Annotated in this window: 21 protein-coding genes, 1 tRNA gene and 1 other RNA gene; 17 read left to right on the forward strand and 6 right to left on the reverse strand. The window is 49.3% G+C overall.

All coding sequences use genetic code 11. The features are described from left to right. Nucleotides 1-328: 328 nt before the first annotated feature. The 3 genes from ACKU41_RS13925 to ACKU41_RS13935 all read left to right on the forward strand — a co-directional run bounded on the left by ACKU41_RS13925 (nucleotide 329) and on the right by ACKU41_RS13935 (nucleotide 5,008). Nucleotides 329-2,650, forward strand: coding sequence for a cache domain-containing protein (locus ACKU41_RS13925; RefSeq protein ID WP_321401619.1), 2,322 nt, complete (start codon nucleotides 329-331; stop codon nucleotides 2,648-2,650). 111 nt (nucleotides 2,651-2,761) lie between these two features. Further along, nucleotides 2,762-3,601 carry a zinc metalloprotease HtpX gene (gene htpX, locus ACKU41_RS13930; protein WP_319778002.1) on the forward strand — a complete coding sequence of 280 codons (840 nt, stop codon included), beginning with the start codon at nucleotides 2,762-2,764 and terminating at the stop codon, nucleotides 3,599-3,601. Between the two features lie 51 nt (nucleotides 3,602-3,652). Then, nucleotides 3,653-5,008, forward strand: a complete 1,356-nt coding sequence (locus tag ACKU41_RS13935; RefSeq protein ID WP_321401621.1) for a trypsin-like peptidase domain-containing protein — start codon at nucleotides 3,653-3,655, stop codon at nucleotides 5,006-5,008. A 60-nt stretch (nucleotides 5,009-5,068) separates the two neighbouring features. Here ACKU41_RS13935 and thpR read toward each other — a convergent pair whose 3' ends face one another. The 4 genes from thpR to ACKU41_RS13955 all read right to left on the reverse strand — a co-directional run bounded on the left by thpR (nucleotide 5,069) and on the right by ACKU41_RS13955 (nucleotide 8,287). Beyond that, nucleotides 5,069-5,623, reverse strand: coding sequence for an RNA 2',3'-cyclic phosphodiesterase (gene thpR / locus ACKU41_RS13940; RefSeq protein ID WP_321401623.1), 555 nt, complete (start codon nucleotides 5,621-5,623; stop codon nucleotides 5,069-5,071). 37 nt (nucleotides 5,624-5,660) lie between these two features. Beyond that, on the reverse strand, nucleotides 5,661-6,485 hold the full coding sequence (locus tag ACKU41_RS13945; protein ID WP_321401625.1) for a sulfotransferase family 2 domain-containing protein: 825 nt from the start codon (nucleotides 6,483-6,485) through the stop codon (nucleotides 5,661-5,663). A gap of 74 nt (nucleotides 6,486-6,559) precedes the next feature. Beyond that, nucleotides 6,560-7,801, reverse strand: a complete 1,242-nt coding sequence (locus ACKU41_RS13950; protein ID WP_321401627.1) for a carbohydrate porin — start codon at nucleotides 7,799-7,801, stop codon at nucleotides 6,560-6,562. A 6-nt stretch (nucleotides 7,802-7,807) separates the two neighbouring features. Then, nucleotides 7,808-8,287, reverse strand: a complete 480-nt coding sequence (locus tag ACKU41_RS13955) for a CinA family protein (RefSeq protein ID WP_321401629.1) — start codon at nucleotides 8,285-8,287, stop codon at nucleotides 7,808-7,810. A 115-nt stretch (nucleotides 8,288-8,402) separates the two neighbouring features. Between ACKU41_RS13955 and ACKU41_RS13960 the strand changes: the two genes are divergently transcribed. Together ACKU41_RS13960 and serS are read left to right on the forward strand one after the other, a co-directional pair. Beyond that, nucleotides 8,403-8,810 carry a hypothetical protein gene (locus ACKU41_RS13960; protein WP_321401631.1) on the forward strand — a complete coding sequence of 136 codons (408 nt, stop codon included), beginning with the start codon at nucleotides 8,403-8,405 and terminating at the stop codon, nucleotides 8,808-8,810. Nucleotides 8,811-9,014: 204 nt separating this feature from the next. Beyond that, nucleotides 9,015-10,292, forward strand: coding sequence for a serine--tRNA ligase (serS, locus tag ACKU41_RS13965; protein ID WP_321401634.1), 1,278 nt, complete (start codon nucleotides 9,015-9,017; stop codon nucleotides 10,290-10,292). 207 nt (nucleotides 10,293-10,499) lie between these two features. Here the strand turns inward: serS and ACKU41_RS13970 are convergent, their stop codons facing one another. Further along, the gene (locus ACKU41_RS13970; protein WP_321401636.1) at nucleotides 10,500-11,927 is read right to left on the reverse strand and encodes a sigma-54 dependent transcriptional regulator; all 1,428 of its coding nucleotides are present in this window, start codon (nucleotides 11,925-11,927) and stop codon (nucleotides 10,500-10,502) included. A gap of 462 nt (nucleotides 11,928-12,389) precedes the next feature. On the opposite strand from ACKU41_RS13970, the gene ACKU41_RS13975 reads away from it, so the two are divergent. The 6 genes from ACKU41_RS13975 (at nucleotide 12,390) to ACKU41_RS14000 (ending at nucleotide 20,683) form a co-directional block, all read left to right on the forward strand. Beyond that, complete coding sequence (locus ACKU41_RS13975; RefSeq protein ID WP_319778012.1) at nucleotides 12,390-13,118, forward strand: amino acid ABC transporter ATP-binding protein; 729 nt, start codon at nucleotides 12,390-12,392, stop codon at nucleotides 13,116-13,118. 148 nt (nucleotides 13,119-13,266) lie between these two features. Continuing rightward, a complete protein-coding gene (locus ACKU41_RS13980; RefSeq protein ID WP_321401638.1) occupies nucleotides 13,267-14,088 on the forward strand; it encodes a transporter substrate-binding domain-containing protein in 822 nt (273 codons plus the stop codon). 83 nt (nucleotides 14,089-14,171) lie between these two features. Further along, nucleotides 14,172-15,953, forward strand: a complete 1,782-nt coding sequence (locus ACKU41_RS13985; protein ID WP_319778014.1) for an amino acid ABC transporter permease — start codon at nucleotides 14,172-14,174, stop codon at nucleotides 15,951-15,953. A gap of 66 nt (nucleotides 15,954-16,019) precedes the next feature. Then, nucleotides 16,020-18,095, forward strand: a complete 2,076-nt coding sequence (locus ACKU41_RS13990; protein WP_321401641.1) for a glycosyltransferase — start codon at nucleotides 16,020-16,022, stop codon at nucleotides 18,093-18,095. 138 nt (nucleotides 18,096-18,233) lie between these two features. Then, nucleotides 18,234-19,892, forward strand: a complete 1,659-nt coding sequence (locus ACKU41_RS13995; protein ID WP_321401643.1) for a glycosyltransferase — start codon at nucleotides 18,234-18,236, stop codon at nucleotides 19,890-19,892. Between the two features lie 20 nt (nucleotides 19,893-19,912). Further along, complete coding sequence (locus ACKU41_RS14000) at nucleotides 19,913-20,683, forward strand: YkgJ family cysteine cluster protein (protein ID WP_321401645.1); 771 nt, start codon at nucleotides 19,913-19,915, stop codon at nucleotides 20,681-20,683. 125 nt (nucleotides 20,684-20,808) lie between these two features. Here ACKU41_RS14000 and ACKU41_RS14005 read toward each other — a convergent pair whose 3' ends face one another. Further along, nucleotides 20,809-21,459, reverse strand: coding sequence for a type II CAAX endopeptidase family protein (locus tag ACKU41_RS14005; RefSeq protein WP_321401647.1), 651 nt, complete (start codon nucleotides 21,457-21,459; stop codon nucleotides 20,809-20,811). A gap of 123 nt (nucleotides 21,460-21,582) precedes the next feature. Between ACKU41_RS14005 and rfaE2 the strand changes: the two genes are divergently transcribed. The 6 genes from rfaE2 to ispD all read left to right on the forward strand — a co-directional run bounded on the left by rfaE2 (nucleotide 21,583) and on the right by ispD (nucleotide 26,051). After that, the gene (gene rfaE2 / locus ACKU41_RS14010) at nucleotides 21,583-22,089 is read left to right on the forward strand and encodes a D-glycero-beta-D-manno-heptose 1-phosphate adenylyltransferase (protein WP_321401649.1); all 507 of its coding nucleotides are present in this window, start codon (nucleotides 21,583-21,585) and stop codon (nucleotides 22,087-22,089) included. Nucleotides 22,090-22,254: 165 nt separating this feature from the next. Then, nucleotides 22,255-22,330: transfer RNA gene (locus ACKU41_RS14015), tRNA-Ile, on the forward strand. 206 nt (nucleotides 22,331-22,536) lie between these two features. Continuing rightward, complete coding sequence (locus ACKU41_RS14020; protein ID WP_321401650.1) at nucleotides 22,537-23,346, forward strand: Nif3-like dinuclear metal center hexameric protein; 810 nt, start codon at nucleotides 22,537-22,539, stop codon at nucleotides 23,344-23,346. A gap of 124 nt (nucleotides 23,347-23,470) precedes the next feature. Further along, nucleotides 23,471-24,226, forward strand: a complete 756-nt coding sequence (locus ACKU41_RS14025) for a C4-type zinc ribbon domain-containing protein (RefSeq protein WP_321401652.1) — start codon at nucleotides 23,471-23,473, stop codon at nucleotides 24,224-24,226. Between the two features lie 21 nt (nucleotides 24,227-24,247). Further along, nucleotides 24,248-24,613: RNase P RNA component class A (rnpB, locus tag ACKU41_RS14030), an RNA gene on the forward strand. A 247-nt stretch (nucleotides 24,614-24,860) separates the two neighbouring features. Continuing rightward, complete coding sequence (gene ispD / locus ACKU41_RS14035; RefSeq protein WP_319778028.1) at nucleotides 24,861-26,051, forward strand: 2-C-methyl-D-erythritol 4-phosphate cytidylyltransferase; 1,191 nt, start codon at nucleotides 24,861-24,863, stop codon at nucleotides 26,049-26,051. Nucleotides 26,052-26,071 lie beyond the last annotated feature (20 nt).

Raw genomic sequence — 26,071 nt, forward strand, 5'->3', positions numbered from 1 at the left:
TAAACTCCGGTAAAGGCGGTCTTTGTTTTAGCTACGAAAGCATATTGATCTTAAGAATAGTATGGCTAATAGAATATTATTAAAACATATGGGTCTGTCCGGCAAGGAATATCGAAATGAATAAAAGGTGGAAACAGGCGTTGTTGCCGGGGAATACCGTCTAATCGGCAGTCAATGTGAAATTCTTAAGAGATTTGTATTTGTCGCTAGGAGCGTATTGGAACCCTAAGCGCAGGTTTGATTTTTGGAGCTTGTATTACGGGGTACATATGGTGTATGCTTAACTTTGCAGAACTAATATCATTCAGCGAATCATCCGGAGCAGTCTATGGGTGTTTTTGAAAAGGACAACACAGGGGGGCACAACCGTCTTACTTGGCTGAGGGTTGCCATACCCACAGCGGCTTCTCTGGTGCTTTTTATAACGGTTCTTTTCGCAGTGCATATGCCTGCAGTCAAAGAGGGACTGCTTGCCCAGCGCAAAAAATCATTAAAGCACATGACACAGGTTGCAGTCGGGGTGTTGAACCATCTGCGTGATCAGGAAATGAAGGGAGCCATTTCTTCGGAAGAAGCCAGAAAAATGGGGGCTGAGATTATCGGGATGATGCGTTTCGGTCCTGACAATAAAGACTATTTCTGGATCAATGATTTTAATGCCACAATGGTCATGCATCCTTACCTGCCGGAACTTGATGGGCGTGATATGTCCCGGTTTGCAGATTTTAAAGGCAAGTTGTTTATTAAGGAAATAATTAACGCCACAAAAATGGATGGGACCGCGTTTGTGGATTACTATTGGCAGTGGCAGGATCAGCCGGAAAAAGTGGTTCCCAAGATTTCTTATGTGCAAAGATTTTATCCTTGGAAATGGATAGTCGGCACGGGCCTTTATCTTGATGAAATTGAATCCGAGGCCGCAGCCCGTAACCGGGAACTGATCATGATGACCTTCGGGATTCTCGGGATCATCTTGCTGCTTTCTTTTTACACCATTGTCCAGAGCAGGAAGGCCGGGAAACGGATTCTGGAAAGCGAGGCCCTGTTTAAAGGTATTTTCAACAACAGCCAGCAATTCATGGGAGTTCTTAGTCCTGAGGGAGTTCTGCTGCTTGCCAATAATGCGTCTCTTGATTTTGTGGAGAGAGAAAACCGCGAAGTTATCGGGCATTATTTATGGGAAACTCCGTGGTTTGAGGATTCACTTGATGCTCAGCGCCAGCTTAAAGAACTGATTCAGGTTGCCTCCTTCGGCGGGGTAGGGAAGGGAATTTTTAAACATCACGGTCAGAATGAAGAAACCATATATGTTGATTTTTCAGCAAAGCCGGTGGTTGACGATAGTGGTTCCGTCCTTTTCTTAATTGCTGAGGGCCATAATGTTACGGAGCTGAAAGAGGTCCGGGACCAGATTGCTTTGAGTGAAGCAATGTTTCGTGGTGTTTTCTGTCAGTCGTTGCAGTTCATGGCCGTGTTGGATCTGGACGGAACACTGAAGGAAATTAACAAGGCCGCCCTTGAAGCCGTGCATCTCACTGCCGAGGATGTGGTGGACCGTCCATTCTGGGAAGGGGCGTGGTGGCAGTCTCCGCCAACATTGGCCGACACCTTGAAAGAAGACATAGAAAAAGCAGTTAATGGGCATACAATCAGGCGCGAGATCACGGCCTATACTCCGGATGAGGGAACCAAATATATTGATTTTTCATTAAAGCCGGCTTTCGGACCGGATGACAAGATTCTTTTCCTGCTTGCAGAAGGTAAGGATGTTTCGGAGTTGCGTTCAGTTCAGGAACAGCTCAGCGAATTGAACCGGGATCTTGAACAGAAGGTTGAGGAACGCACCGTCGAGTTGAGCAGGTCTGTTAAAAGTCTTGAAAATGCCCAGAATCAGCTCATCCAATCTGAAAAGATGGCTGCGCTTGGCGACCTTGTTGCCGGGGTGGCCCATGAAATCAATACCCCGGTGGGTATAAGTGTGACCAGCATCAGCTTTATGGAAGAAAAGTTGAATGAAATTTCCAAGAAGTTGGATTCCGGGCAGTTGCGTAAGTCTGATTTTGATAAGTTCATTACTGTTGCAAAGGAGGCGACCAAATCCAGTATGCTTAACCTGCATCGGGCTGCTGAACTTATCGGTAACTTTAAACAGGTGGCTGCGGATCAGGCGTCCGGTCAGAAGCGGACTATCAATTTTCGTGAGTATATTGACGAGATCCTGCTCAGCCTACGCTCCAAGTACAAGAGGACCCAGCATAAGATCAATGTGGATTGTGCCGATGATCTGGTGCTGAACACCTTTCCGGGCGCTTTTATGCAGATTTTTTCCAATCTCATAATTAATTCCCTTATTCACGGGTTTGAAGGAATAGATGCCGGTAATATAGACATCAGGGTGGATGTCGTCGACGAGCGGATTATCATCCGCTATAATGATGACGGCAAGGGCATGAGTGAAGTCGATGTAAACAAAGTCTTTGAGCCGTTTTTTACCACCAAGCGCGGGGAAGGGGGAACCGGGTTGGGCATGAGCATTGTCTACAATCTTGTACACAAGCGTCTTGGAGGAGTCATCAGCTGCTCCAGTGTTGAAGGTCAGGGTACTGCCTTCACCATCTCCTTGCCCGGAGATATTATCGTTGAAGACTGATTTTCTTGATTTATAAGCCCTTGACTGGGCGGTTTTAAAGCATATCTTTCATATACCGCATCGTTTACGGTGCGGTATTTTTCTATCAAGCTAAAAACAGGAGCATTTAATATGACCAGTCAGATCAAAACATTTTTCCTGCTTGCCGCACTAACGGCGATTATCCTTTTTCTAGGGGGATTGATGGGAGGACGGACCGGGCTAGTCATTGCCTTCGGATTCGCCATATTTATGAACGTGGGCAGTTACTGGTATTCGGATAAAATTGTTCTTTCCATGTATAAAGCCAGACAGCTATCAGCTAACGACGCTCCGCAGGTGTATGCCATGGTTAAAGAGCTTGCTGCCAATGCCGGAATCCCCACTCCCCGGCTTTATGTAATTGATCAGGATGCCCCCAATGCTTTTGCTACCGGGCGTAACCCTGAGAATGCCGTGGTTGCAGTAACCAGCGGTATCATGCGTATCCTGACTCCGGAAGAACTGCGTGGAGTTATAGCCCATGAGATAGGCCACATCACTAACCGCGACATTCTCATTCAATCTGTTGCCGCTGTTCTCGCCGGGGCAATCATGATGATTGCCAATATGATGCAGTGGGCCGCAATTTTCGGTTTCGGCGGCGATGACGAGGAGGGAGGAACCAACCCTCTGGCCGCGATTCTCATAGCAATTCTCGCACCCATTGCCGCTTCCCTGATTCAGATGGCGATATCACGCTCCCGTGAGTATCTCGCAGACTCCACCGGGGCCCGGATTTCTGGTACCCCCAAGGCTCTGGCCTCCGCTCTTTATAAACTGGACGCCACTGCCCGCAACATACCTATGGATGCCAACCCCGCTACCGAAAACATGTTTATCGTCAACCCATTCAGCGGCGGAAACATGGCGAACTGGTTCAGCACCCATCCTTCTACCGAGGACCGTATTGCCAGACTTATGTCCATGTAATGACGCCTGAGAAGAAATCTTTTTATTAAGAGCGCGAAGCACATCAAGACTATGTTTTTCAAATCTCGTATTAAAATAATTCTTTTTATTCTGCTGACCGTTGTGATTGCCCGGCCATCCTTTGCGGCGAAGGATGATTCCCTGCGGGTGACTCCTGTAGTGCGGGCGGTCCAGAAGACCTCCCCGGCAGTTGTGAACATCAATGTAACCCGCATAGTAGAGCGCGGGGTGTCTCCTTTCGGGCAGATGTTCGGGGGACAGGGCTTTGATATGTTCTTTGACAATTTCCCGACCCAGAAGCGCAAATTCCGTTCGCAGGCAACCGGATCCGGAGTGATCATCAACGGACGCCGTGGGCTGGTGCTCACCAATGCTCACGTGCTTTCCGGAGGAAGCGACATCAAGGTCAGACTGATTAACGGCGAGGAATACTCTGCCGAGATTGTCGGTTCTGATGCTGATTTTGATATTGCCGTGCTCAAAATCAAGGGGGCAGGCAATCTTCCGCAGGTTGCCATGGGGGATTCCTCGGATATTTATATTGGCGAGACTGTAATCGCCATCGGCAACCCCTTCGGTTATACCCATACGGTGACCACCGGAGTTGTTTCTGCGCTCAAGCGTGCGGTAAAATCAAAAGAGGGCGCTTATACGGATTTCATTCAGACCGACGCAGCTATTAATCCCGGAAACAGCGGTGGGCCGTTGCTGAATATTATGGGTGATCTGATCGGTATCAATACCGCTATTCAGGCCCGCGCGGAGGGGATCGGCTTTGCTATTCCCATCAATCGGGCCAAGCGGGTGGTCAAGGAGCTGCTTGAATCCGGCAAGGTCTCCCCTGTCTGGCTGGGGCTGAGCGGTCAGGATCTGGATCAGGGGGCGGCCAGTTATTTCGGTCTTTCCCGTGTTTACGGCATGCTGATCACGGATGTCCATAAGGATACCCCAGCTGCTTATGCCGGTTTGCAGCCCGGAGACGTAGTGCTCAGGATCAATGGCATTGAGGTTGAGGACAAGACCGGGTATCTTGCTCTGCTTCGGGTGCAGACCCGCAGCGAAGATGTTGATCTTGAGGTCTTGCATGAAGGTAAACTCCGCCATGTTGTGGTCCGCCCGCAATCACTTGAGCTTCGGCAGATCCGGTCTCAGGCATGGTCCCGCTGGGGCATGGTTGTCGATAAGGATTCCCGAGGACGCGGCATGTTGGTTAGCAAAGTGCGTAAGAATAGCGCATCTGAACGTCTTGGCCTTCAGCCCGGAGACAAAATCCATCAGATAGGCAATCACCGTGTTGAGTCGCAGAAAGATTTTCTTGATTCCTTTCTGCGTTATCGTTTGAACAATAAGGTGATGCTCAAGGTTCAGCGCGGGCGTAATTTTTATTACGTGAAGTTGATTAGTTAAGGCCTGTTTTTCAGTGGGCTTAAGAAAAGGCGTGCAGTCCACTGCGGACAGCACGCCTTTTTATTTGTATTCCTGTATAACAGAATAAACAGGGCCGTCGGGGGTGAGTTCACTTTTGTAGAGGGTGAATCCGTTTATTTCTGTTGCAGGCAGTTCTATACTGCTGATTTTTTCTGCCAGAGCGTTCCAGTCGTCGTCGGCTATTTTTTTGACCCGACCCAGTGTCAGGTGGGCATGACAGGATTGCCTGTTTTTCGTAAATCCCAGCTTGGCCATTTCCAAGTCGATTTTTGTTGCGGTAGAGCAGAAAGTGTCAGTCCCTTCGGCTATACCCAGCCAGATAATATGAGGCTTTTCCTGCACCGGAAAGAAACCGGCCCCTGCGTTTGTAATTTTGAAGTTTACAACCGGGATCTTTTTAAGTACTCCCTGCACCTCGGCAAGCTTGTCTTCCTCCACGCTGCCCAGAAATTTGAGGGTAAGGTGCATGTTTTCAGGTTTTACCCATGCAATTTTGGATTGCAGGCCATTGCGCAGGCTGGCGGAGGATTTGCGGATTATTTCTTTCCATTCTTCCGGTACGGGGTGTGCGACGAATGAGCGGATTTTTTTCATGGTTCAATCCCTGTTTGCGTGTTCCCGGAAAGCGGCTTTAACTCATAAAAGAATCTCGTAGAGCTGCCTTTTCAGGGCGGTTTGTTTTTGATCTTTCAAACTCTGCAGCGTATTTCGTCATGAATCCGGCAAAGTGTGCTTCAGATTTTTGGAGCACGTTTTCGTATAGTTTGATGTCATACTGGTTGTATTCCACGATCCGGTTGTACAATGAATCCCCCAGTTCTTTTCGGTGATCGGAAATTTTGCTGGATTCAGGCGTTTCCCGCAGCCGTTCATAAAATATATTATCAAAACCGGCGAGTTTTGACAGCATGAATGCCGATTCTTCATATCTTTCCTGAAAGCCTATGAAATCGAAGTTGTTCTGCAGGGATTCCATTGCATCGTGATAATGGTCGTTGTTTATCTCATGAAAGCCTTTATCAAGATGATTGCCGAAAAATCTCACATAGGCATTTGTGGATTGTTTGAAGTATGAGATTGCAGGGCATCTGCTGTCTTTGGGCATGGAAGGCACGGAGTAAAAAAATTCTCTTAGCTCCATGGAACTTTCCAGCAGTCCGGCTGATTTCAAATAGTAGAACCATGAAACAGCCCGTGAGACAGGGTGGCGCAGAAAGGTGAAACGGAAAAAAAGCTTCGGAATCCGGGGCAGTATCTCCGGTCTGTAATGGCCCATAAAACATGAGTGTTCTTCATACATTCCCGGTCTTTCATGCAGGAAATCAGACCCGGCATTTGGGCCGTCCGCATTTGCGCAGCTGTCGTAAATTTCCGCCGCTTCATAATTGTTGCGTAACAGGTTTCTGAGTGAGGTCCCGGCGGTTTTGGTTACATGATAGAAAAAAATATTTTTCATCCGTACGGCATGTCCTTTCTTGTGTGCGAAATGTGTGCGTATTTTTTATATAACATTACAAGTTGTTAAGTGTGTTATGAACCGGGTGTGGAAAAAGTGAAGAAGAATTTCAACATTCCGAACACTATATCGTCATTATTACTGTTGGCGTTGGAGTTGGTTACGTAGGTCAGGTCCGGGACGATGGAGAAGTTATCGGTCAGTTTGGCCTGATAGTATGTTTCGTAATGGTATTCCATGTCCTTGTTTGCGGTGTGCCTGTTTCCCTGCACCCCTCCTGCTGCCACGCCCCAGACATCCTGCTCCCGGCTGGGGATGGGACCCTGCCAGTGCGTACCTGCGGACCATGTCCAGCTGATGCTGTTTATTGCCCCGTTACCTTTGCCCAGCCGTGCGAATATTCCGAAATTCTCGGTGATATCCTGATCCATGTTGAAAGCCACGCCCCAGTTGATCGATTCATCCCCGGCGTTGATTCCCGGCTGGTCGTAGGTGTTGGTCCAGCCGAAGATGCGGTAATTACCTTTGAGATTGCCGAAGCTGGGAGAATAAGTCAGCTGTCCGCCGATGAGTGGGCTGTCGGCCATGTCTTCAAACTCATCTTTTCGTTCATTGGCCGGACATCCTGCATAGGTCGTGGACTGGGCCAGTACGGTCAGTTTGAATTCTTTCTGAGGATTGAACCCGGCGGCAATAATGGGAAGGTTGCTGTCAATACCGTCAAAGATGGGCTCGTTGTTAAACATGGAGTTTACGAACTGAATGCGGCCATTCCCTGCAAAACGGTTTTCGTCCATGAATGATTCGGGGTCGGTGTAACCCAGCGATACAAACATTTTTTTGTCCGCAAAGTGCTGTGTGTAGAGCACGTCAGAAATAGATGCCTTGCCGCCGGGACTTGTTCGTGAAGCCTGAGAGTTAAGCGAGGAGAGAACCAGTCCGCGTCTGGATGGGTTGCTGTTTACATCCGAGGCCCCGCCCTGAACCTGAAAGAAAAACTTTCCGTCTTTTATAGGTTCCCAATGCAGGCGTACGCGTGCTTTATAAGCACCGTATGTGTTGCTGTCTTTCGTTTCCCCGTCTATCTTCGTACTTCCGTATGACTGAATGTATCCGAGCACGTCGCCTTCGATGGTCAACGGTCCGGTGGAGTTCTGCACCTCGTTCCATGCCTCACGGAATTCTTGCAGCAGCACGGATTGATGCCCGGCTTCCTGCCCGTGCAGGTTAAGGGTGGAACGCAGGGAGTCGCTGCAGATCCCGTTTGTCGTGCAGCAAAGAACAAAGAGGATGATCAGGGAAAGGGACTTCTTCATTTTGATTTAACTCTCTTTCAAAAACTTGTGCAGCTTTTCAAGTACAGTTTGCAGGCTCTGCTGTTTAACGTCCATACGGTCTCCGCTGAAGAGTATTTTTTCAGCGTATGTCTCCCCGTTAACATGCCAGCCCATCCAGACGGTGCCTACCGGTTTGTCCGGAGTGCCTCCCGTGGGGCCAGCAATCCCGGAAAGTGATATGCCAACATTCACGCCCATGGTTTTGCAGACTCCCTCAGCCATGGCCCGGACAGTTTCCTCGCTGACCGCGCCGTGTTCTATTATTACTGTTTCGGGAACATGCAGCAGAGACATTTTTATTTCGTTTGAGTATGCTACTACTGCCCCGGAAAACCATGCGGAACTTCCGGAGAAGTCGGTCAGGGTCGCGGCTACAAGTCCTCCGGTGCAGGATTCAGCCGTGGCCATGGTCCAGCCTTTATCAACAAGAATTTTTCCTATAGAAGGTACAATTGTTTTGATCATGAGGGTACGTTATCCTGAATTTGAGCGTATTTAAAGAGGTAGATGCGACTATTGTTTACCGTAAAGTGAAGTGATACCATCATCCGCCGATGCCGATCCTGACCGGAAGTGTTTAATGGCCGTAAAGAATATTGCAGATATTGTCTGGAAAAGACATCAGAGTCACTGGAATTGGATTCTTATGCTCGGGTCCCTGTGTGTGCTGCTCATGGCTTTGTGGATGAAATCAATTTTTCTAACTCTCTTTTTTCTTGCCGGTTTTGCTGTTTCCATGATGGAACTGCCCGACCCGCAACCCCCTTTTGCACTGGTGGAAAGGCTTCTTGAGTATGAACGCAACTGGCTGGAATCTCCTTGGGACTGGAAAAAGAGGCTAAAGGCTTTCGGCATGCTCGCCTCCGTGGTATATGTATTTTCGTGCTGCTGGTGGGAGAGTCTTATGGGATTGCTGCTTCTGGTTGGCCTTTACGCCAATATCGCCTGTGTTTACGGAAACAAGCGCATGGGAATTGATGATTTGTAGGTAAAATCTGCATTTTGAAGCAAGAATACCCTTTATAAGTGCGCCCGGATTCGCTACTAGTGTTGCGTCCGTCAAATTCATAACCTTGGGTTTGATAAAATATATTTAATTTTGCTTTTTCAAAATAAATTTGAATTTATTTTGAGGGTGTCACAGCGGCTTGTGAAGAGCCTTTTTTATATATGATGATATCAGGAGAATGAAATGCTCGATTTGAAATTTGTACAGAACAATCTGGATGTAGTTCGCGAAAGCCTCGAAAAAAGAGGATCTAAACTTGATGTTAATGAATTCAGCGATCTGGATTCCCGCCGCAAGGCCCTTCTGCAGGAAGTGGAATCCCTTAAGGCCGAGCGTAACTCTACATCCGGCGAGATTGCAAAAATAAAGAAAGAAGGTGGCGACGCCTCTGAAATCATCGCCCGTATGGGTGAAGTCTCAGGCCGGATCAAGGCCCTTGATGAAGACCTCAAAGATATTGAAGCCGCTGAACGCGAATGGCTCGTTTCCGTTCCCAACATGCCTGATGAGTCCGTACCTTTCGGTAAAACCGAGGACGACAACCCGGTTATCCGCCATTGGGGCGAAAAGCCTGAGTTTGATTTTACCCCCCGCGAGCATTGGGATCTGGCTGTGGAGTTGGACGGCGTTGATTTTGAACGCGCAGCGAAGCTTACCGGAGCGCGTTTTGCCGTGCTTAAGAAATGGGGGGCCAAACTGGAAAGGGCTCTGACGTCTTTCATGGTCGATGTGCAGACCAATGACCACGGTTATACTGAGGTCATTCCTCCGTATATCGTCAACCGCGATTCCCTGTTCGGCACCGGTCAACTGCCGAAGTTTGCCGAGGACCTTTTCAAGCTGGAAAACTGGGAATACTACATGATTCCCACAGCAGAAGTTCCGCTGACCAACCTGCATCGCGATGAAGTGCTCAGTGAAGATGATCTTTCCATTGCCTACTGCGCTCCGACTCCCTGTTTCCGTTCCGAAGCAGGATCCTACGGCAAGGACACCAAAGGCCTGATCCGTCAGCACCAGTTCCACAAAGTGGAGATGGTGCGTTTCGCCCACCCGGACAAATCTTTTGATGACCTTGAAAAGATGACCGGACATGCCGAGGAGATTCTTAAGCGTCTCGGACTGCATTACCGGGTTATCACCCTGTGTACCGGCGATATGGGATTCGGTTCTGCCAAGACCTATGACATTGAGGTCTGGCTGCCCGGTCAGGATAAGTACCGTGAAATTTCTTCCTGCTCCAACTGCGTGGATTTCCAGGCCCGCCGTGCCAATATCAAGTTCCAGCCCAAAGACAGCAAGAAAAAACAGTTCGTCCACACCTTGAACGGCTCCGGCCTTGCTGTGGGGCGTACCTTTGTAGCTGTGGTTGAAAACTATCAGCAGAAGGACGGTACCATCGTGGTTCCCGAAGTCCTGCGTCCTTACATGGGCGGTATGGAAGTAATTACTGCCGAGTAATTACAGCTAATACGCATGAATTTAAGGGCAGCCCGTTTTCACGGGCTGCCCTTTTTTTGGGCCTGCAAAATAAAATGGCTGCCGTAAAAACGACAGCCACCACAGAATGATTATGAATTAGTTTAGCAGTACCCGCATGGACCCGTAGAATCCCCGACGGCCTGAATAAGTGGGTTAAGGAAGCAGGGTGTATTGCACAGATAGGGCTTACAGATCCAATCCCTGCTTCTTGTAATCGTTAAGCTTGTTGCGCAGGGTGCGTACGGAGATGCCCAGCAGTTCCGCTGCCTTGGTGCGGTTGCCGGAAGTCTGGTCGAGACTCTTGATGATCAATTTCTTTTCCATTTCGGAAATAGGCATAACCGCAAAGTCCGCGGCAATGCCAGCTGCATCTGCCTGCTGTTCCCCGCCCGGAGCCTCGCCTTCTGTGTGGGCTTCGTCAGGCATCCATGCATCGGGATCGTTGAGGAAATGTTTGGATTCAATGGGCCCTGCTCCGGCCAGCAGCACGGCTCTTTCCATGAGGTTCTGCAATTCTCGCACGTTGCCGGGCCATTCGTAGTCCAGCAGCCACTTGGTAGCCTCTGCTGAAAATGCAAGAGGGGACAGCCCGTATTCAGTGCAGTATTTATTTACGAAAAATTTAGCCAGCAGCAGGATGTCTTCACCGCGTTGGGAGAGAGCCGGAAGTTTGAGCGGAATTACGTTCAGACGGTAAAAAAGGTCCTGTCTGAATTTTCCTTCCTTTACCGTCTCCTCAATGGCCCGGTTGGTTGTGGCCAGTACGCGTACATCAACCTTTACGGTTTCGACCCCGCCAACGCGGTCTATTTCGCCTTCCTGCAGAACCCTGAGCAGCTTGGCCTGCAGTCCCAGCTCCATTTCCGTGATTTCATCAAGGAGAATAGTTCCACCTGAAGCCAGTTCGAATTTACCAAGCTTGCGGTTGATAGCCCCGGTGAAGGCGCCTTTTTCATGACCGAACAGTTCTGATTCGAGCAGGTGTTCAGGCAGGGCGGCGCAGTTGATGGCTACGAACGGTTTGTCATTGCGGTCGGAATGATGATGCAGGAAACGGGCGAACATTTCTTTACCTGTTCCTGATTCACCGGAAATAAGTACCGTGGCTTTGGACTTGGCTACCTGCTTGGCAAGGCCCAGCACCCGAGCCATGGCCGGATGTTGGCCGATGATCTGGTAACGTCCCTGTGTTCCCTTTTGCCCCGGTGCGTCCGGGGGAACGGCTGCTCCCAGTTGATCCGGTGAGGGCATCGATGATGGTTTTTCATCCGGAAGCATGAGTTTTATTTTTTCCCATGAGAGAGGTTCCAGCCAGTAATCACGAGCACCTAACTCCATGAATTTCAGGGCTTCATCTGCGGAACCGTTGCGGGAAAAAATAACCACCGGCGGAAAATTTTCAATGTTAACCGCTTCGGCAAGAAGGGCCTGAGCAGAATAACCCTGCATAACCGGCCTCGTAAAAATCAGGCACGGTTTTGATTTTTTTATGAAGTTAACGGCCCCGGCAAGGTTGTCGGCCAGCCCGGCTTGAAAGCCCGCTTCTTTGAGCGGGGAAAACACGGAAGTCACGGACTGCGGTTCGGCTATAAATAGTAATGTACTCTCAGGCATTTTGATTTCATATATCTAAGTGGTGAGCTTTTCAACACCATATATATTATTGAGGTCGATAAATTATGGAAAAATGTCTAAAAGCCCCAAAAAAATTTTTCCCCGTGGCCGCTTAATTGGCGCGAAGGATCTGTTTTTTTATCGAAAAGAGCGGGTTGTGTGTTTTTGCTGCGTATCCGCCAGCTTTCTTTCATATTGATTAGAAAGGAAATTTTCTGATCAAAACGCAAGAAAGTGAAAAATAATTTCGATTTACGAAATAAACAAAATTGTGTGCAGCTGGTTTTTTCAAAAAAAACATAAGACATTTTAACAAAAATGACGTTTCTCGGGATAGATTATTCGCAAAACGCGAAAAAAAGAAGAGTTCTTCCAAAATGAATGGGGGGTTGCCGAATTTTGTTCCATTTGGTACCCCGTTTTTTCGGGCTTTGAATAATTTTTTACGGGATTTGTACAAAAGTGATAAAATTTAACAATGTCAATAAATACTACGGTGACTATCACGCTCTGAGGGATATCAACCTTCATATTAAAAAAGGCGAGGTGGTTGTTGTTTGCGGACCTTCCGGTTCTGGTAAAAGTACCATGATCCGCTGTATTAACCGTCTTGAACCGATTCAGGAAGGTGAAATACTTGTAGAAGATATGGATGTTAACGGGGCAAGAGTCAACCTGCCTCTGCTAAGGGCGGAGATAGGTTTTGTTTTTCAGTCCTTCAATCTGTATCCGCATATGACGGTTTTGGAAAATATCATCCTGGCGCCGACCATGGTTCGGAATATGAAACGCAAGGATGCCGAAGAGTTGGCTATGGAACTTCTTTCCAAAGTCAATATCCCGGACAAAGCCGGGGATTATCCTTCCCAGCTCTCCGGCGGACAGCAGCAGCGTGTGGCCATTGCCCGCGGTCTGGCTATGCGCCCGAATATCATGCTGTTTGATGAACCCACATCCGCCCTTGATCCGGAAATGATCAACGAGGTTCTGGACGTTATGAAGGCTCTGGCCCGTGAGGGCATGACCATGGTTTGTGTAACCCACGAAATGGGGTTTGCCCGCGAGGTTGCGGACCGGGTTATCTTCATGGATGAAGGGACACTGATTGAAGAAAACAGTCCCGATGAATTCTTCAACAACCCGCAGCATGAACGTTCGAAGCTCTTTTTGAGCAAGATTCTTTCGCATTAGGGGATTCCCCATCATCTTTGATGGGTGTAGATAGTGAACGAACTGCCTGCAAATTTTTTGCAGGCCGGGCATAAGGAAGCTCGCGGTTTCCGGTGTCGGGGATCGCTCTTTGTATACTCTTTGTCTATTTTTCACGCAGGAGGAAAGAATGAAAAGGTTTATGACTCTGGCTCTCGCAGCCGCTCTGGTTATGGCTTTCGCTGCAACTGCTTTTGCAGGTGCCACTTATGACAGGATCATGAAAGACAAGGTTATTCGTATCGGTATCATGACCGATTCCATTCCCGGTGCTTTTTACAACGCAAAAAAAGAATGGGTCGGCTTTGATGTTGACATCGCTAATGAACTCGCAAAACGCCTCGGTGTTAAAATTGATCAGGTTCCGGTTAACAACAAAACCCGTATCGGTTTCCTCCAGCAGGGCCGTATTGACGCTTCCGTTTCCAATATGACCCACAAGCGTTCCCGTGATAAGTCCATCGACTTTTCCATCACCTATTTCTTTGACGGCCAGAAAATGCTTGCTCCCAAAGGCAAGTTTTCCACCCTCAAGGATTTCGTAGGCAAAAAAGTTGCTGTTATGCAGGGTACCACTTCCGAGCTGAACGTTAAAAAACTGCTCAAGGATCTTGGTGATGCCGCACCTAAAGTTATCTCCTACCAGAAAGAATCCGAATGCTTTCAGGCTCTGCAGATGGGTCGTGTAGACGCATGGTCCACCGACTCCACCATCCTGCTCGGCTATGCTGCACAGGTTCCCGGTAAATACGAACTGGTTGGCGATTTCTTCTCCAACGAGCCTTACGGCATCGGTCTGGTTGAAGATGATTCCAAACTCCGCGATGCAGTAAACTTTGCACTGCAGGATATGTGGAAAGACGGTACCTACGAAAAGATCTACAACAAGTGGTACGGTCCCGACACCAAGTACTACTTCCCCCTGACCGAAAAAATCGAAATGTGGCCCTAGGCTTCATATTTGATATGCTAGACAGGCGGGGTCCCCGTGGCCCCGCCACCTTTTAAATCGAAGACAAAGAGAAAGTTTCCGCAATGATCAACCGCTATCTGGAAAAAACTTGGGTTCAGTATCTGTGCCTTGCCGCCATTACCGGGATACTGGTTTACTACTTCGGCTGGGTTTTCGACTTCGGCTATAAATTTGACTGGTCTGTTCTTTACAAGGAAGACCCGGCTTATGGCGAAGTGCTGGGCGGGATGCTTGTCACCGGCCTGAACCTGACCGTAAGCATTACATTGATGAGCTCGGCCATTGCGTTGGGTCTTGGTATTCTCTTCGGACTGGGCAGGCTTTCGCAGTTCAAACCGGTATACTATTTCAGTACCTGTTACGTTGAGTTCTTCAGAAACACCCCATTGCTGGTGCAGCTTTTTTTCTGGTATTTTGCCCTGCCTATGGGGCTGCCTGAAGGAGTCCGCAACTTTCTCTTTGACCAGAATTTCGAGATGCTTTCTGCTACTGTCGGGCTTGGTATCTACACAAGTTCCTTTATGGCCGAGGTTATCCGTGCCGGTATCCAGTCCATTCCTAAAGGGTTGCTGGAAGCTTCTTATTCATCAGGGCTCACCCCGGTTCAGACCTTGACCAAAATTATTCTTCCGCTGGCTTTCCGGGCCATTATTCCCCCGCTTGGCAGTGAATTCCTCAACAATATGAAGAACTCCTCGCTGGCCATGGTTGTGGGCGTGCCGGAACTCTGCTGGGCATCGCAGCAGATAGAAGGTATGACCTTTAAAGGTTTCGAAGCCACTACTGCAGCTACTGTTATCTATCTTTCCCTGTCCCTTATCATTGCCGGAATCCTGACCCTTGTTAACTGGAAGCTGCAGATTGTCCCGGTCAAGAATCGTACTCTGGGACATAAATTTGCACATCTGCTTTTCCTTCCTTTTGAGGCTCCGTTCGCTTTTATGGCAAGAATGCACCGCAGGATGAAGCGCAAACGTCAGGATGATTTCAACCTTTCCAAGGCGCAGGCCGCACGCAGGGCTTTTCTTGCTAAACTTGCCAAGGTGTTCGGATTGATATGGAAGGCGGCTTTTCTCGGCAGTCTGGCCTTCCTGTTGATTTCCGCTGTTTACGGTGTGTCCACGTTCAATTTCGAGATCATCCGGGAGAACATCGGCACCATGCTCTGGTGGAGATTCCCAGACGGTGATCCCAATGAAATCCTTTGGGGTATGGGCGGTCTGTCCTTCTCCATACTCATGTCGGTAATCGCCATTTCAGTCAGCTTCTTTATCGGGCTGGTCGTGGGTATCGGACGTACTTCCAAGAATAAACTCTTTCTGATTCCGTCCACTCTTTACATTGAGCTTATTCGCGGCAACCCGCTGATCATGGTTATTTTCTGGATTTACTTTTTCATCCCCATTCTGACCGGGCAGTTCCTGAATGTCTTCTGGTCGGCAACCATTGCCCTGACCGTATTTACCGGGGCTTATCTGGCCGAGATCGTCCGCTCCGGTATCCAGAATCTGCCTCCGGGCCAGTTTGAGGCTGCTGTTTCTACCGGACTGACTTACTGGCAGACCATGCGCAAGGTTATTCTGCCGCAGGCTTTGAAACAAATGCTTCCGGCTATTGTGGGACAGTTTATCGCTATCTTCAAAGATACCTCTCTGGCCTTTGTTATCGGTGTTCTTGAGCTTACTTTTGTGGCACAGGGATTGAACAACAGGCTTATGATCTATCCTTTTGAAATTTATACCACCGTAGCATTTTTGTACTTTATTTGTTGCTACCTGATGAGTCTCGTGGCAAGACGACTCGAACGGAAGCTTTCAACTGAGACCTTCCGTTTACAGATGTAATTGAGCACCCTCCCTCCGGTTTGCGGGGGGAGGGGTGTTGACATAGAAGCATTTCGGAGTTGTCTCATGCTCGGTAAGAGTGTTCCTGTTTTTTGCTACCATGCCGTCTGTGAAGAGGACGGTCATTCCCCTGCCGCCTTTGCTTCCCATCTTGATATGATGCAGGAGATGGGCTTCAAGACCATCAGTGCCGGCCATTTGTATGAAATCTGCATGGGCCGCAAACCCATTGATGATAAATACGTGGTGCTTACTTTTGATGACTGCCACATCAGCAACTGGGTCAATGTTGTTCCCATGCTTGAAGAACGGGGCATGACCGGGGTCTTTTTTGCGGTCAGTGATTTTATCGGTTCTGGCGAAGTCAGGAGCAGGGCGGATGTGAAGGAAATTCTGCCCATGCGCGAGTCTTTCAAAAGAGCGCTTTCCGAAGATGACAATTCCCAGTTCATGAATGAGGCGGAGCTGAGATCGCTTGTCCACGATAAAGGCATGGAAGTCTACGCCCACACCTGCCGCCATCAGGGTTGCTTCAAGAATTTGCGTTTTAAAGGCAATTTCGCAGAAAGTTCCCATTGGTCTACATGGGGAGTGTACCGCAAATTTAATTCTGAACTTCCCACTTATGATTACGGCAGCGCCTTTGCCTATAATGGGTTCTGGCCCCAGTTTCGCAAAGGCAAGGTTTCTTTCAAGCGTCGTTCTGATGATGAGAGGCGCAAATTTATCCGTGATGATTTCAAGCGTTCTCTTGATAAGATAAAAAAAATCAATGGCTCGCGTCGTCAGTTTTTCTGCTGGCCGTGGGGAGACTTTGACGCCCTCTCCATGCAGGAGGCCTCTGCTGCCGGGTTCTCCGGAACTTTTACTCTTGAACGTTCGGCAAATATGCTCGGTACAGATCCCATGCGTATCAACCGCATCGGAGTGGGTACCAGCAAGGATGCAGGGTGGATTAAAAAGCGTTTGCTCATGTATTCCTATGAAGCACCGGCTATGGTCTGCTTCAAATTTTTCACCAAGCGTAACGACATCGGCAAAGTTCTTTATATAACCGATACGGATAAGCTCTCCGGAGGCAGCAGGCAGTTGGCCAATAGCGCCAAAGCCATGCTTCAGGCCGGGCTTGGTGTCGTTGCAGTGCTTAAACCCGGTGCCTTGCTCATTCCTGTGCTGGAGGAGATGGGCGTGGAAGTCATTCAGTTGGATGATTTCAAGAACATGCTCGCCGCTGCCGGATTTCTTGCTACTGTTATTGAAGAACAGCAGGTGGATGTGGTCCATACCTACCACAACCGGGCAGTCAAGATAGGTTGTCTTGCCAAGGGACTATCCTTGCTTGGCGGACGCAGGTTCAAGCTTTTCTTCAATAGGGGGGTTATCTATAAACCCAACCCGCTGGCCCCTCTTTTTTCGCTCATCGGTAACGGCTATATCTGCAACTCCGCCAAGAGCCGCCATGTGCTGCTCAAGCACGGGGTTCTGCCCAAGAGGGCGCAGGTGGTCTACAATTCTTTTGTGGGGGGCGGACGTAAACCTAAGCGTTCTGCCGAAACCACCATTATTTATGTGGGTAACGGGGGGCATGCCAAGGGAGCGGATGTATATCTTAAGTCCGTTGAACGGCTGCTTGCTCAGGATGAATGCAACGGCGTGCGCTTTATTGCCGTGGGTTTGAAGGATATTTCCCTTTACAAGGATGTCGTTTCCGGAGCAACTCTGGAGCGTGTCGAGTCTCCGGGATTCATTCCTCATGATGAAGTTACCGCGTTGCTGGCCGGTTCACATATATATGTCATGAGTTCCCGTCAGGAATCCATGCCCAACACATTGCTGGAAGCTTTTGATGCCGGACTGGCTGCTATCTGTACCAATGCGGGCGGAACCGGCGAACTTATCCGTGACGGGATCAACGGTTTTCTCTGCGATGTGGAAGACAGTGACGCATTGGCTGCAGCCATGAAAAGACTTGTCGATGACGCGGAGCTGCGTAGTGAAATGGGCCGCTTGAACCGCAGGATAGTACGTACTTTCATGTCCTCGGCAGCCAAGACCGATTCGCTGCTGGCTGTCTATTCCTCTCTGCCCGGTGATGAACCGCAGATTGAGTTGCCGGATATTGATGCTTTGATCAATAAATAGGCTTTTATTGCAATACAATTTGTATTTTAAGGGAAGGGTTGTCTTGACTCTTCCCTTTTTGTTTGGGGTGTTGTGGATAACATTCCTTTTGGTTAACGTGGGCAGGAATAATCCAAGCGTCAAAAAAAAGGAACATAAATGGGCAATTTTTATTCCGACACATACTGGTCCGACATGCATGCTCCGGTGCGGCGCAAGCTTCTGATGGGTTCGGTAGGGGCAAAGCATCTTTTCGATACCGGGGTGTTGGCCCTTGAATCTGATCCGCAGCTTGGCGTCGAGTTATTGCTGGCGGCTTATGTTTTCGATCCGCTTGATGGGAATGTCGCTACGCAGTTGTCCCGGATTGAGGGGTTGCTGCCTTTGTTCCCACGGTCAGTAGCCGCATGCATATCCTCATTGCTTGCTTGCTGGCAGCGTCCTGATAATTTGACATATTTTCAGCGGATTGCTTCAAAGCATGATTACGTGAAGGTCAAAAAGTATATTTTGTCCTGCCTTGAAAAGGAACCGGAAAACCTCTTCTGGATACATCTGGGAATGATCCATGCCCGGGCGGCTGCTGATTTTGAATTCGGACTTGAGTTGCCGGTCGGAGAGTTGCCGAATGAGATTCAACCGGCGATTGATCTTGCCAAGTCGTTTTTTAATTTTATGGCCGGGAATGATGCCGTCGCCTTTCCGTTGCTTATGTCCGCTTCGGATGTTTTTGGGCTTAATAATCTGGCCCATATTATCGCCTCCGTTGCTTTGAAGCTGGGGGAGCGGGAAACAGCAATGTCCGTCCTGTCCGGGGCCGTGGATGCACAGCCGTGGCGGGTTTCCGAGGCCTTGCGTTTATATGATCTGGCCTGCTCTTTGGATAAGAAAACCGTTCCCCTGCCCGGAAGTCTGGCTGTTCTGCTCTATTCTTTCAACAAGGCGGAAGAGTTGGATGCCACTCTTGCCTCCCTGCATCGCTCCGAATTGAACGGGGCCAGCATTTTCATGCTTGATAACGGTTCCTCTGACGGGACTTCCGAGGTAATTTCCAAATGGCAGAGTGAATTCGGCGTTCAGATGAAGCGTATTGATCTGCCGGTGAATGTCGGTGCTGCTGCCGCTCGCAACTGGCTTATGAAGGAACCGCAGGTGCAGGAATGCGCTTTTGCGGTTTATCTGGACGATGATGTGGAGGTCGCTCAGGATTGGATTTTACGGCTGGGTGCGGCTGTGGACGCTTACCCTGATGCCGGGGTCTGGGGATGCAAGATTCTGGATTATTCTGTGCCTGCTGTCATGCAGGCAGTGGATATGCACATCATTCAGCCTGAGGGCGAGGAGGGGGAAGGCCCAGAGGTGGATTTGGCCAGAATTACCCCCAACCCTTTCCGGTGTTCGAATCTGCATCTCTACCTACTAGACAGTGGATATTTTGATTTTATGAGACCTTGCGGATCGGTCACCGGGTGCTGTCATCTGTTCAGGACACAGAAGCTGCTTGACAACGGTGGCTTTTCCCTGTTCCTTTCTCCCTCGCAGTATGACGATCTGGAACATGACCTGCGCAGCTGCCTAAAGGGCGATTTTCCTGTTTATCAAGGGCATCTCGGCATCCTGCACCGCAAGCGGTCCGGTTTTGCCAGCCACACCGATGTTGCGCAGGAAGGTAATGCTCAGGGCAACCGCTATAAGATGCAGGCCATGCATCCTCGTAGTGAAATACTGCGGATAATGGCTGATGAAGAAAGGCTTCTTCAGTCCGACCTTGAGAAAAAGATGCAGTATCTGGTGCGGAAAGGGATTCTGGCCGGATAGATAAATACAGGGAGTGTGCCATGTCCGACCACGATCAAACTCAGGAATTCTTGAACAACCTGCCCGAACTGGAACAAGGCAAGACCTTCGGCTTTGCCTGCCACCCCGAAGTGCGTTGCTTTAACGCCTGCTGCGGTGACCTTAATCTGATGCTCACCCCTTATGATGTACTCCGTCTGCGTAAAGGGCTGGGGCACGACAGTAAGAAATTTATCCACAACCATGCGGACATTACCCGTACACCGGGAACCGGATTCCCCATGTGTAAGCTGCGTATGCTTGATAATGCCAAGCGCAGCTGTCCTTTTGTGCGTACCGAAGGCTGTTCCATTTATGAGAATCGTCCCGGGGCCTGCCGTACCTACCCTCTTGGCCGTGCTTCGCGCATGGACGAGAACGGTGAAACCATCGAACAGTTTTTTATCGTGCAGGAACCGCACTGCCGTGGGTTTGAGGAAGACAAAGAGTGGACCAGCGACGAATGGTTGAAGGATCAGGGACTTGAGCCGTACAACGAAGTCAATGACCGTTATATGCGTATCATGAACCGTGCCCGTCAGGCCGGGGTGGTCCTTGATGAACGCAAACTGAATATGGCTTTTCTCGCACTGTATCAGGTTGATAACTTCATCAATTTCATCAAAGATATGAACGTATTCTCCCGTCTGGAGATTTCCGAGGAACGCCAGCAGGCTATCCTTAATGACGAGGAAGAATGTCTCCGCTTTGCTCTTGACTGGGTGGAGCTGATAGTGCTTGGTTCCTCCGAGAATCTGGCTCCTAAGAAATAGTATTTGGATGACTCCGGTGGCTGGGTAAGAGGGACTTTTGGGAAAAGTTCCCCTTAGCCAGACTCCATCTCCTCAAAATTTTTCAGCATGCTTCGTACATAGCGCGTTCAGACATCTTTTTGTTTTTACAGCCCCCAAAATTTACAGGCCAGCCCTGAGAACGACAGATAGTTAATTACGTAATGCGCGATAATTGTCGGGTAGATCGATCCTGTGCAGTACATGCAGACCATGAGCCCTGAGCCTGTTATGGCTGTGGCTATAATGGCAGTTGGTCCCTGTGACCAGTGGATCAGGCCGAAGATTATGGCTGAGATGAGGAATATTTTGGGAATGGACTGTTTGCGTTTTCTTAGGGCTGTGAAGGCAAGGCCGCGGAAGATTATTTCTTCTGATATGGCGACAAGCGCAAGCCCGATGGTCATGTCCAGCGTGTAGAGAGGGGAATCGGTTCCGATGGGGATGGAACCCAGCCGCATGGCTGGCAGCAGCTTTGACCATAGTGCGAATCCCGGTTCATCAAGGCATAAGCCCAGTGCGGTAATGCCGATGGTCCAGAGAATGAGTTGCTTGAATGGCAGCGCGACAAGGCCGAGGTCCGCCCGGCTGAGTATTTCTTTTTTCAATAGATAGAAAAGGAATGCCAGAGGAAGAATTTTTGCCCCGTAGTCGATTGCCAGCCAGAGCAGTTCATGTTTAATGAAAATATTATTAAAGTCATTGAGATAAAATGGCAGGGCAGCGAGAATAAATATTGCGGTTTTGTTGTTGATCACTTTGATTACTCCTTGCCAAGCCGTAATTGCTGATTATTAAATCTATGCTGGTTCGGCATGTATGGTGGTGAAGCCAGACCAAAAGCGCGTAGCGCATCAAATCAATTTTGCGGAGATAGCAAATTGTCCGAACAACTAAATCTTGAACTTTCCAGCCCCAAAATAGTCGATGCTGACGAATTTGCAAAGCTCAGGGCTGCATTGCCTGCTGACCGCAAACTTGTGTTCACCAACGGCTGTTTTGATATCCTGCATGCCGGGCATGTGGACCTGCTTTCCCGCGCCCGTGAACAGGGAGACTTGCTTGTGCTGGGTTTGAACAGTGATAAATCCGTGCGCTCCATCAAAGGCGAGAAGCGGCCGGTCACCGGGCAGCAGCAGAGAGCGTTCGTGCTTGCCGGGTTGGCTTGTATTGATTACGTTATTTTTTTTGATGAAGATACCCCTTACAATCTGATCAGCAAGGTGCAACCGGATGTGCTGGTCAAAGGCGGAGATTGGAGTGTTGAAAATATTGTGGGTCGCGATGTAGTGGAGGAGCGCGGTGGAAAGGTGCTTTCCCTGCCGCTTTTACCCGGATATTCTACCACAGGGGTGATTCGCTACATCCGTGAGAATGATATTGAGTAGTTTGTTTGGGGGTAATGCCCGCAGAAGTTTTAGTGAGAGGTAATCTGTTTTAAATACTTTATTTTTATGTTAGATACGATTATCTTGTTTCAAGAATTGAATTTTGTTTAGGTATTGACAAGACGGTGGAAGTTGGGCTATTAAGCTCGACTCGCTTGGCGAAACGGGCCAATAGCTCAGTTGGCAGAGCCCCCGGCTCATAACCGGATGGTCCCAGGTTCGAATCCTGGTTGGCCCACCACTAATTTCATATGGATACATATCAAAATACAATCCAGAATATTTGCGCTTTCTAACTTGTGAAAGCAGTAGTGCTCCCGGGGGATACCCTTACGGGAGCATATTATTTTATTGTATTTTGATGTGTTGAATTTGATTACGAGCGGAAATAATTGAACATCTTTCCTGTGCGGCAATGAGCGGCCGCATGGTGGACATAGGGCCGTTATGAAGACAGCAGATGTTATCAGCAGGATAGAGTCACTTGTCCCTTCGGGTTATGCCGCCCCTTGGGATAATTGCGGTGTTCAGGTTGCAGGCCGGGAAAGAGCAGTAGGCAAGGTTGCTGTGGCTCTTGATCCTTTGCCGCAGGTTGTCGCAGAGGCCCTTGAGTGGGGGGCTCAGTTCATTCTGACCCACCATCCGTTGGCCATTGAAGCAAAATTGCCCGCACAGCTGGATTGGTTTCATGCTGTAATGAAGCAGGTTCTCTGCGCGGATGTGACCTTGTTTGCTTCGCATACTTCTCTGGATGTGCAGTTCAAGGGCGCGGTTTCTTGGCTGGGGCGGGAGCTTGAGCTGGAAAATCTGCGTGTGCTGGATCCGGTTGCGGAAAATGAGGCCGGTGATATACTCGGGTTCGGGTGTATCGGTGAGTTTTCCTCCCCGGTAATTTTTGCTGATCTGGTGGAACGTGTTTCACAGCTTGCCGGGTGCGGGGTTGTGGCCCTGTGCGGGCCGGAGCCTGAACAGGTCGGTTGTGTAGCCATATGTCCCGGTTCGGGGTCTTCGCTTATGAATAAGGCTTTCAGTCTTGGGGCGGATGTATTCATTACCGGGGATGTTAAATATCATCCCGCGCAGGAAAGTGTGGGCGCGGTGTTTGATGTGGGGCATTTTTCTTTAGAAGAAGAAATGATGCGCCGCTTTTCCGTTATTCTGGGTGAAGAACTTGGAAATGAAGTGGAAGTTAAATTTTTCAGCGGGCGCAATCCTTTTGCCTATCATGTGCAGGGGGAAGGCGTGCGCAGGCCCTGAACGGGCTGTCATGACAAAAGAGAATTAACAGTTCTGTAGAGGCCTTACGGGACTGTATTTAAGTTTCCGAACATCGATGTGGCGGAGGTCTTTATGAAGGCTGTCCGCAAAAGGGGACCCCATAATGTATGAAAAACAGATAGAACAGCTTGTTGTTTTGCAGAAGGTTGATGATGAAATCATCCTTCTTGAAGCGGAAATCGATCAGGCGCCCAAAGATGTGGCAGCCCTTGAATCCCGCAAGGAATCCCTTGAAAAACGCAAACTGCAGCTGGCTGAAAAGCTTGACCTGCTTTCCGAGCAGAAGAAAAAGCTTGAGCACGAAATCGAAGAAGATTCCGTAAAAGTCAAAAAAAGCAAAAGCAAGCTCATGCTCGTGGGCACCACCAAGGAATACCACGCCATGATGCGCGAGATGGACAGCCTTGAAAAGCTGAACAGGCTGCGTGAAGAAGAAAAGATTACTGTCCTTGAAGAAACCGAACGTCACAATGAGCTTATGGCTGACGTTGACGGCAAGATCAAGGCACTGGATACCGAGCTTGAAGAAAAACGTGCCGGACTCAAGGAAAAGCTTGATGATGCCAATGGACAGCTGGATAAACTTAACAAGCGCCGCAACAAGGCCGGTGAAGTTGTACCCAAGCCTATCCTTGGCCGTTACGAGTTTATCCGTTCACGGTTGGCTCATCCGGTTATCGTACCTGTTGAGGATGCTGTCTGCTCCGGTTGCAACATCATGATTCCTCCGCAGGAATACAACGTACTGCAGGAAGGAAAGCAGATCTTGAGCTGCCCCAACTGCCAGCGTCTCATCTATTGGATCGAGCACATTCCTGAAGCTGCAAAGCCCAAGGCTCTCCAGAAAGAAGAAGCATAATTTTAAAGAAATGATTTTTTGGGAGTTGGACGGATCATCGCCGCGGTCTTTATGACCGGGGAGGAAAGTCCGGGCTCCGCAGGGCAGGGCGCTGGGTAACTCCCAGCGGAAGTGATTCCGGGAAAGTGCCACAGAAAACAGACCGCCCCGGTGAAGATTCACCGGAGTAAGGGTGAAACGGTGGGGTAAGAGCCCACCGGCGGGTATGGTGACATATCCGGCCAGGTAAACCCCGTCCGGAGCAAGACCAAATAGGGAAGTGTTTGAGGCCGGCCCGGCCAAGCTTTCGGGTAGGTTGCTTGAGGTGTATGGTAACATGCATCCTAGAGGAATGATGATCATCCGTTTCGGCGGATACAGGACCCGGCTTATAGTCCGACTCCTCTTTTCTTTTGTATGATTAAAAAGGGGCAGCCTTTGGGCTGCCCCTTTTTTTTTGATGCCCCCATCCCCTTCAGAACCTTTTAGCTTGCTTCGCATCTGTCGCGTTAAAGCGATCCTTTGAATACAAAGTCGGCGAAGCCTTAATAAAAGGTTTTGGGATGCTTAAACCCTTTTGCAAAAGGGTTTAAGCCGCCGGAGGCTAAATTTTTATATAAAAAGCGCGAAGCGCATCAAATAAAAGGGTTTCAAAATGAGCAAATCCGGTGAAGTCTGGGCCGTTCTTCTCGCTGCAGGCAGCGGCACCCGTCTGGCTGAGGCTGTTGGCGGGGTTAAGAAGCAGTTCCTTGAATGGAAGGGCTTTCCTCTCTTCTGGCATTCTGCCATTACTTTTTCCAATACTCCTGCTGTTACCGGCATTGTTTTTGTTTTTCCCCCTGATCAGGTGGAGGAGATGAAAGAGGTTGTGGCCGGGCTGGACGGTGCTGATTCACTGGGCATGCCTTTCAGGGTGGTGGCCGGGGGAAAGCGCAGACAGGACTCCGTTTTTAACGGCTTGAATGAACTGCCTTCTAGGTGTACCCATGTGCTGGTCCATGATTCAGCTCGTCCTTTTGCTTCAGTTAGAATGGTCAGCGGAATAATTGACCGGCTGCAATCGGGCGACGAAGCTGTTATTCCTGCTATTGACGTGACCGACACCATCAAGCAGGTGGAGGACGGCATTGTTGAGAAAACTTTGGTCCGTTCCCGGTTGAAAGCAGTACAGACCCCGCAGGGCTTTGCTCTGCCGACCCTTTACGCCGCCCACAAGCAGGCCGAAGAAGAGGGTTGGGACGTTACTGATGATGCTTCCATGGTGGAGATGGCCGGAAAGGATGTTCATATTTGCGAGGGAGAAGAGGGTAACATCAAGATGACCAATCCCGAAGATTTGAAAAAAATTGAAGATGATAAGCGGACCATCCCCTGTGTGGGGTGGGGCTACGATGTCCATAAGTTCGGCGAAGGTCGTCCTATGGTTCTGGGCGGAGTACCCATTCCCGGCGGCCCGGAAGTCATCGCCCATTCAGATGGAGATGTGCTGCTGCATGCCTTGGCGGATGCCATTCTCGGGCTTTTCGGCGGTGGCGACATCGGACACCATTTCCCGGATACTTCTGCGGCCTGTGAAAACATGTCCAGCGGCATCATCGTTAAGGAAGTCGTGGCAAAGTCTGAAGAGGCCGGCGTGGAAATCGTCCATGTGGACCTGACCGTGATCAGCCAGATTCCGAAGCTTTCCCCGCACCGTGAATTGATCCGCAAAAACGTGGCTTCGCTCATGGGGCTGGATAAAGAGCAGGTTAATGTGAAGGCCACAACCGAAGAAAAACTTGGCTTTACCGGCGAAAAGAAAGGAATCAAAGCGGTGGCTGCAGTTACCGGCTTGAAAAAAATTTAGGGCAGTTCCGTTAACATAAA

The sequence above is a fragment of the Maridesulfovibrio sp. genome (assembly GCF_963678865.1).
GTDB lineage: Bacteria > Desulfobacterota > Desulfovibrionia > Desulfovibrionales > Desulfovibrionaceae > Maridesulfovibrio.

Bases quoted from the DNA above. Each gene is read 5' to 3' on its own strand.
- ACKU41_RS13925 (WP_321401619.1), top strand. From the start codon at position 329: ATGGGTGTTTTTGAAAAGGACAACACAGGGGGGCACAACCGTCTTACT.
- htpX (WP_319778002.1), top strand. From the start codon at position 2,762: ATGACCAGTCAGATCAAAACATTTTTCCTGCTTGCCGCACTAACGGCG.
- ACKU41_RS13935 (WP_321401621.1), top strand. From the start codon at position 3,653: ATGTTTTTCAAATCTCGTATTAAAATAATTCTTTTTATTCTGCTGACC.
- thpR (WP_321401623.1), bottom strand. From the start codon at position 5,623: ATGAAAAAAATCCGCTCATTCGTCGCACACCCCGTACCGGAAGAATGG.
- ACKU41_RS13945 (WP_321401625.1), bottom strand. From the start codon at position 6,485: ATGAAAAATATTTTTTTCTATCATGTAACCAAAACCGCCGGGACCTCA.
- ACKU41_RS13950 (WP_321401627.1), bottom strand. From the start codon at position 7,801: ATGAAGAAGTCCCTTTCCCTGATCATCCTCTTTGTTCTTTGCTGCACG.
- ACKU41_RS13955 (WP_321401629.1), bottom strand. From the start codon at position 8,287: ATGATCAAAACAATTGTACCTTCTATAGGAAAAATTCTTGTTGATAAA.
- ACKU41_RS13960 (WP_321401631.1), top strand. From the start codon at position 8,403: ATGGCCGTAAAGAATATTGCAGATATTGTCTGGAAAAGACATCAGAGT.
- serS (WP_321401634.1), top strand. From the start codon at position 9,015: ATGCTCGATTTGAAATTTGTACAGAACAATCTGGATGTAGTTCGCGAA.
- ACKU41_RS13970 (WP_321401636.1), bottom strand. From the start codon at position 11,927: ATGCCTGAGAGTACATTACTATTTATAGCCGAACCGCAGTCCGTGACT.
- ACKU41_RS13980 (WP_321401638.1), top strand. From the start codon at position 13,267: ATGAAAAGGTTTATGACTCTGGCTCTCGCAGCCGCTCTGGTTATGGCT.
- ACKU41_RS13985 (WP_319778014.1), top strand. From the start codon at position 14,172: ATGATCAACCGCTATCTGGAAAAAACTTGGGTTCAGTATCTGTGCCTT.
- ACKU41_RS13990 (WP_321401641.1), top strand. From the start codon at position 16,020: ATGCTCGGTAAGAGTGTTCCTGTTTTTTGCTACCATGCCGTCTGTGAA.
- ACKU41_RS13995 (WP_321401643.1), top strand. From the start codon at position 18,234: ATGGGCAATTTTTATTCCGACACATACTGGTCCGACATGCATGCTCCG.
- ACKU41_RS14000 (WP_321401645.1), top strand. From the start codon at position 19,913: ATGTCCGACCACGATCAAACTCAGGAATTCTTGAACAACCTGCCCGAA.
- ACKU41_RS14020 (WP_321401650.1), top strand. From the start codon at position 22,537: ATGAAGACAGCAGATGTTATCAGCAGGATAGAGTCACTTGTCCCTTCG.
- ACKU41_RS14025 (WP_321401652.1), top strand. From the start codon at position 23,471: ATGTATGAAAAACAGATAGAACAGCTTGTTGTTTTGCAGAAGGTTGAT.
- ispD (WP_319778028.1), top strand. From the start codon at position 24,861: ATGAGCAAATCCGGTGAAGTCTGGGCCGTTCTTCTCGCTGCAGGCAGC.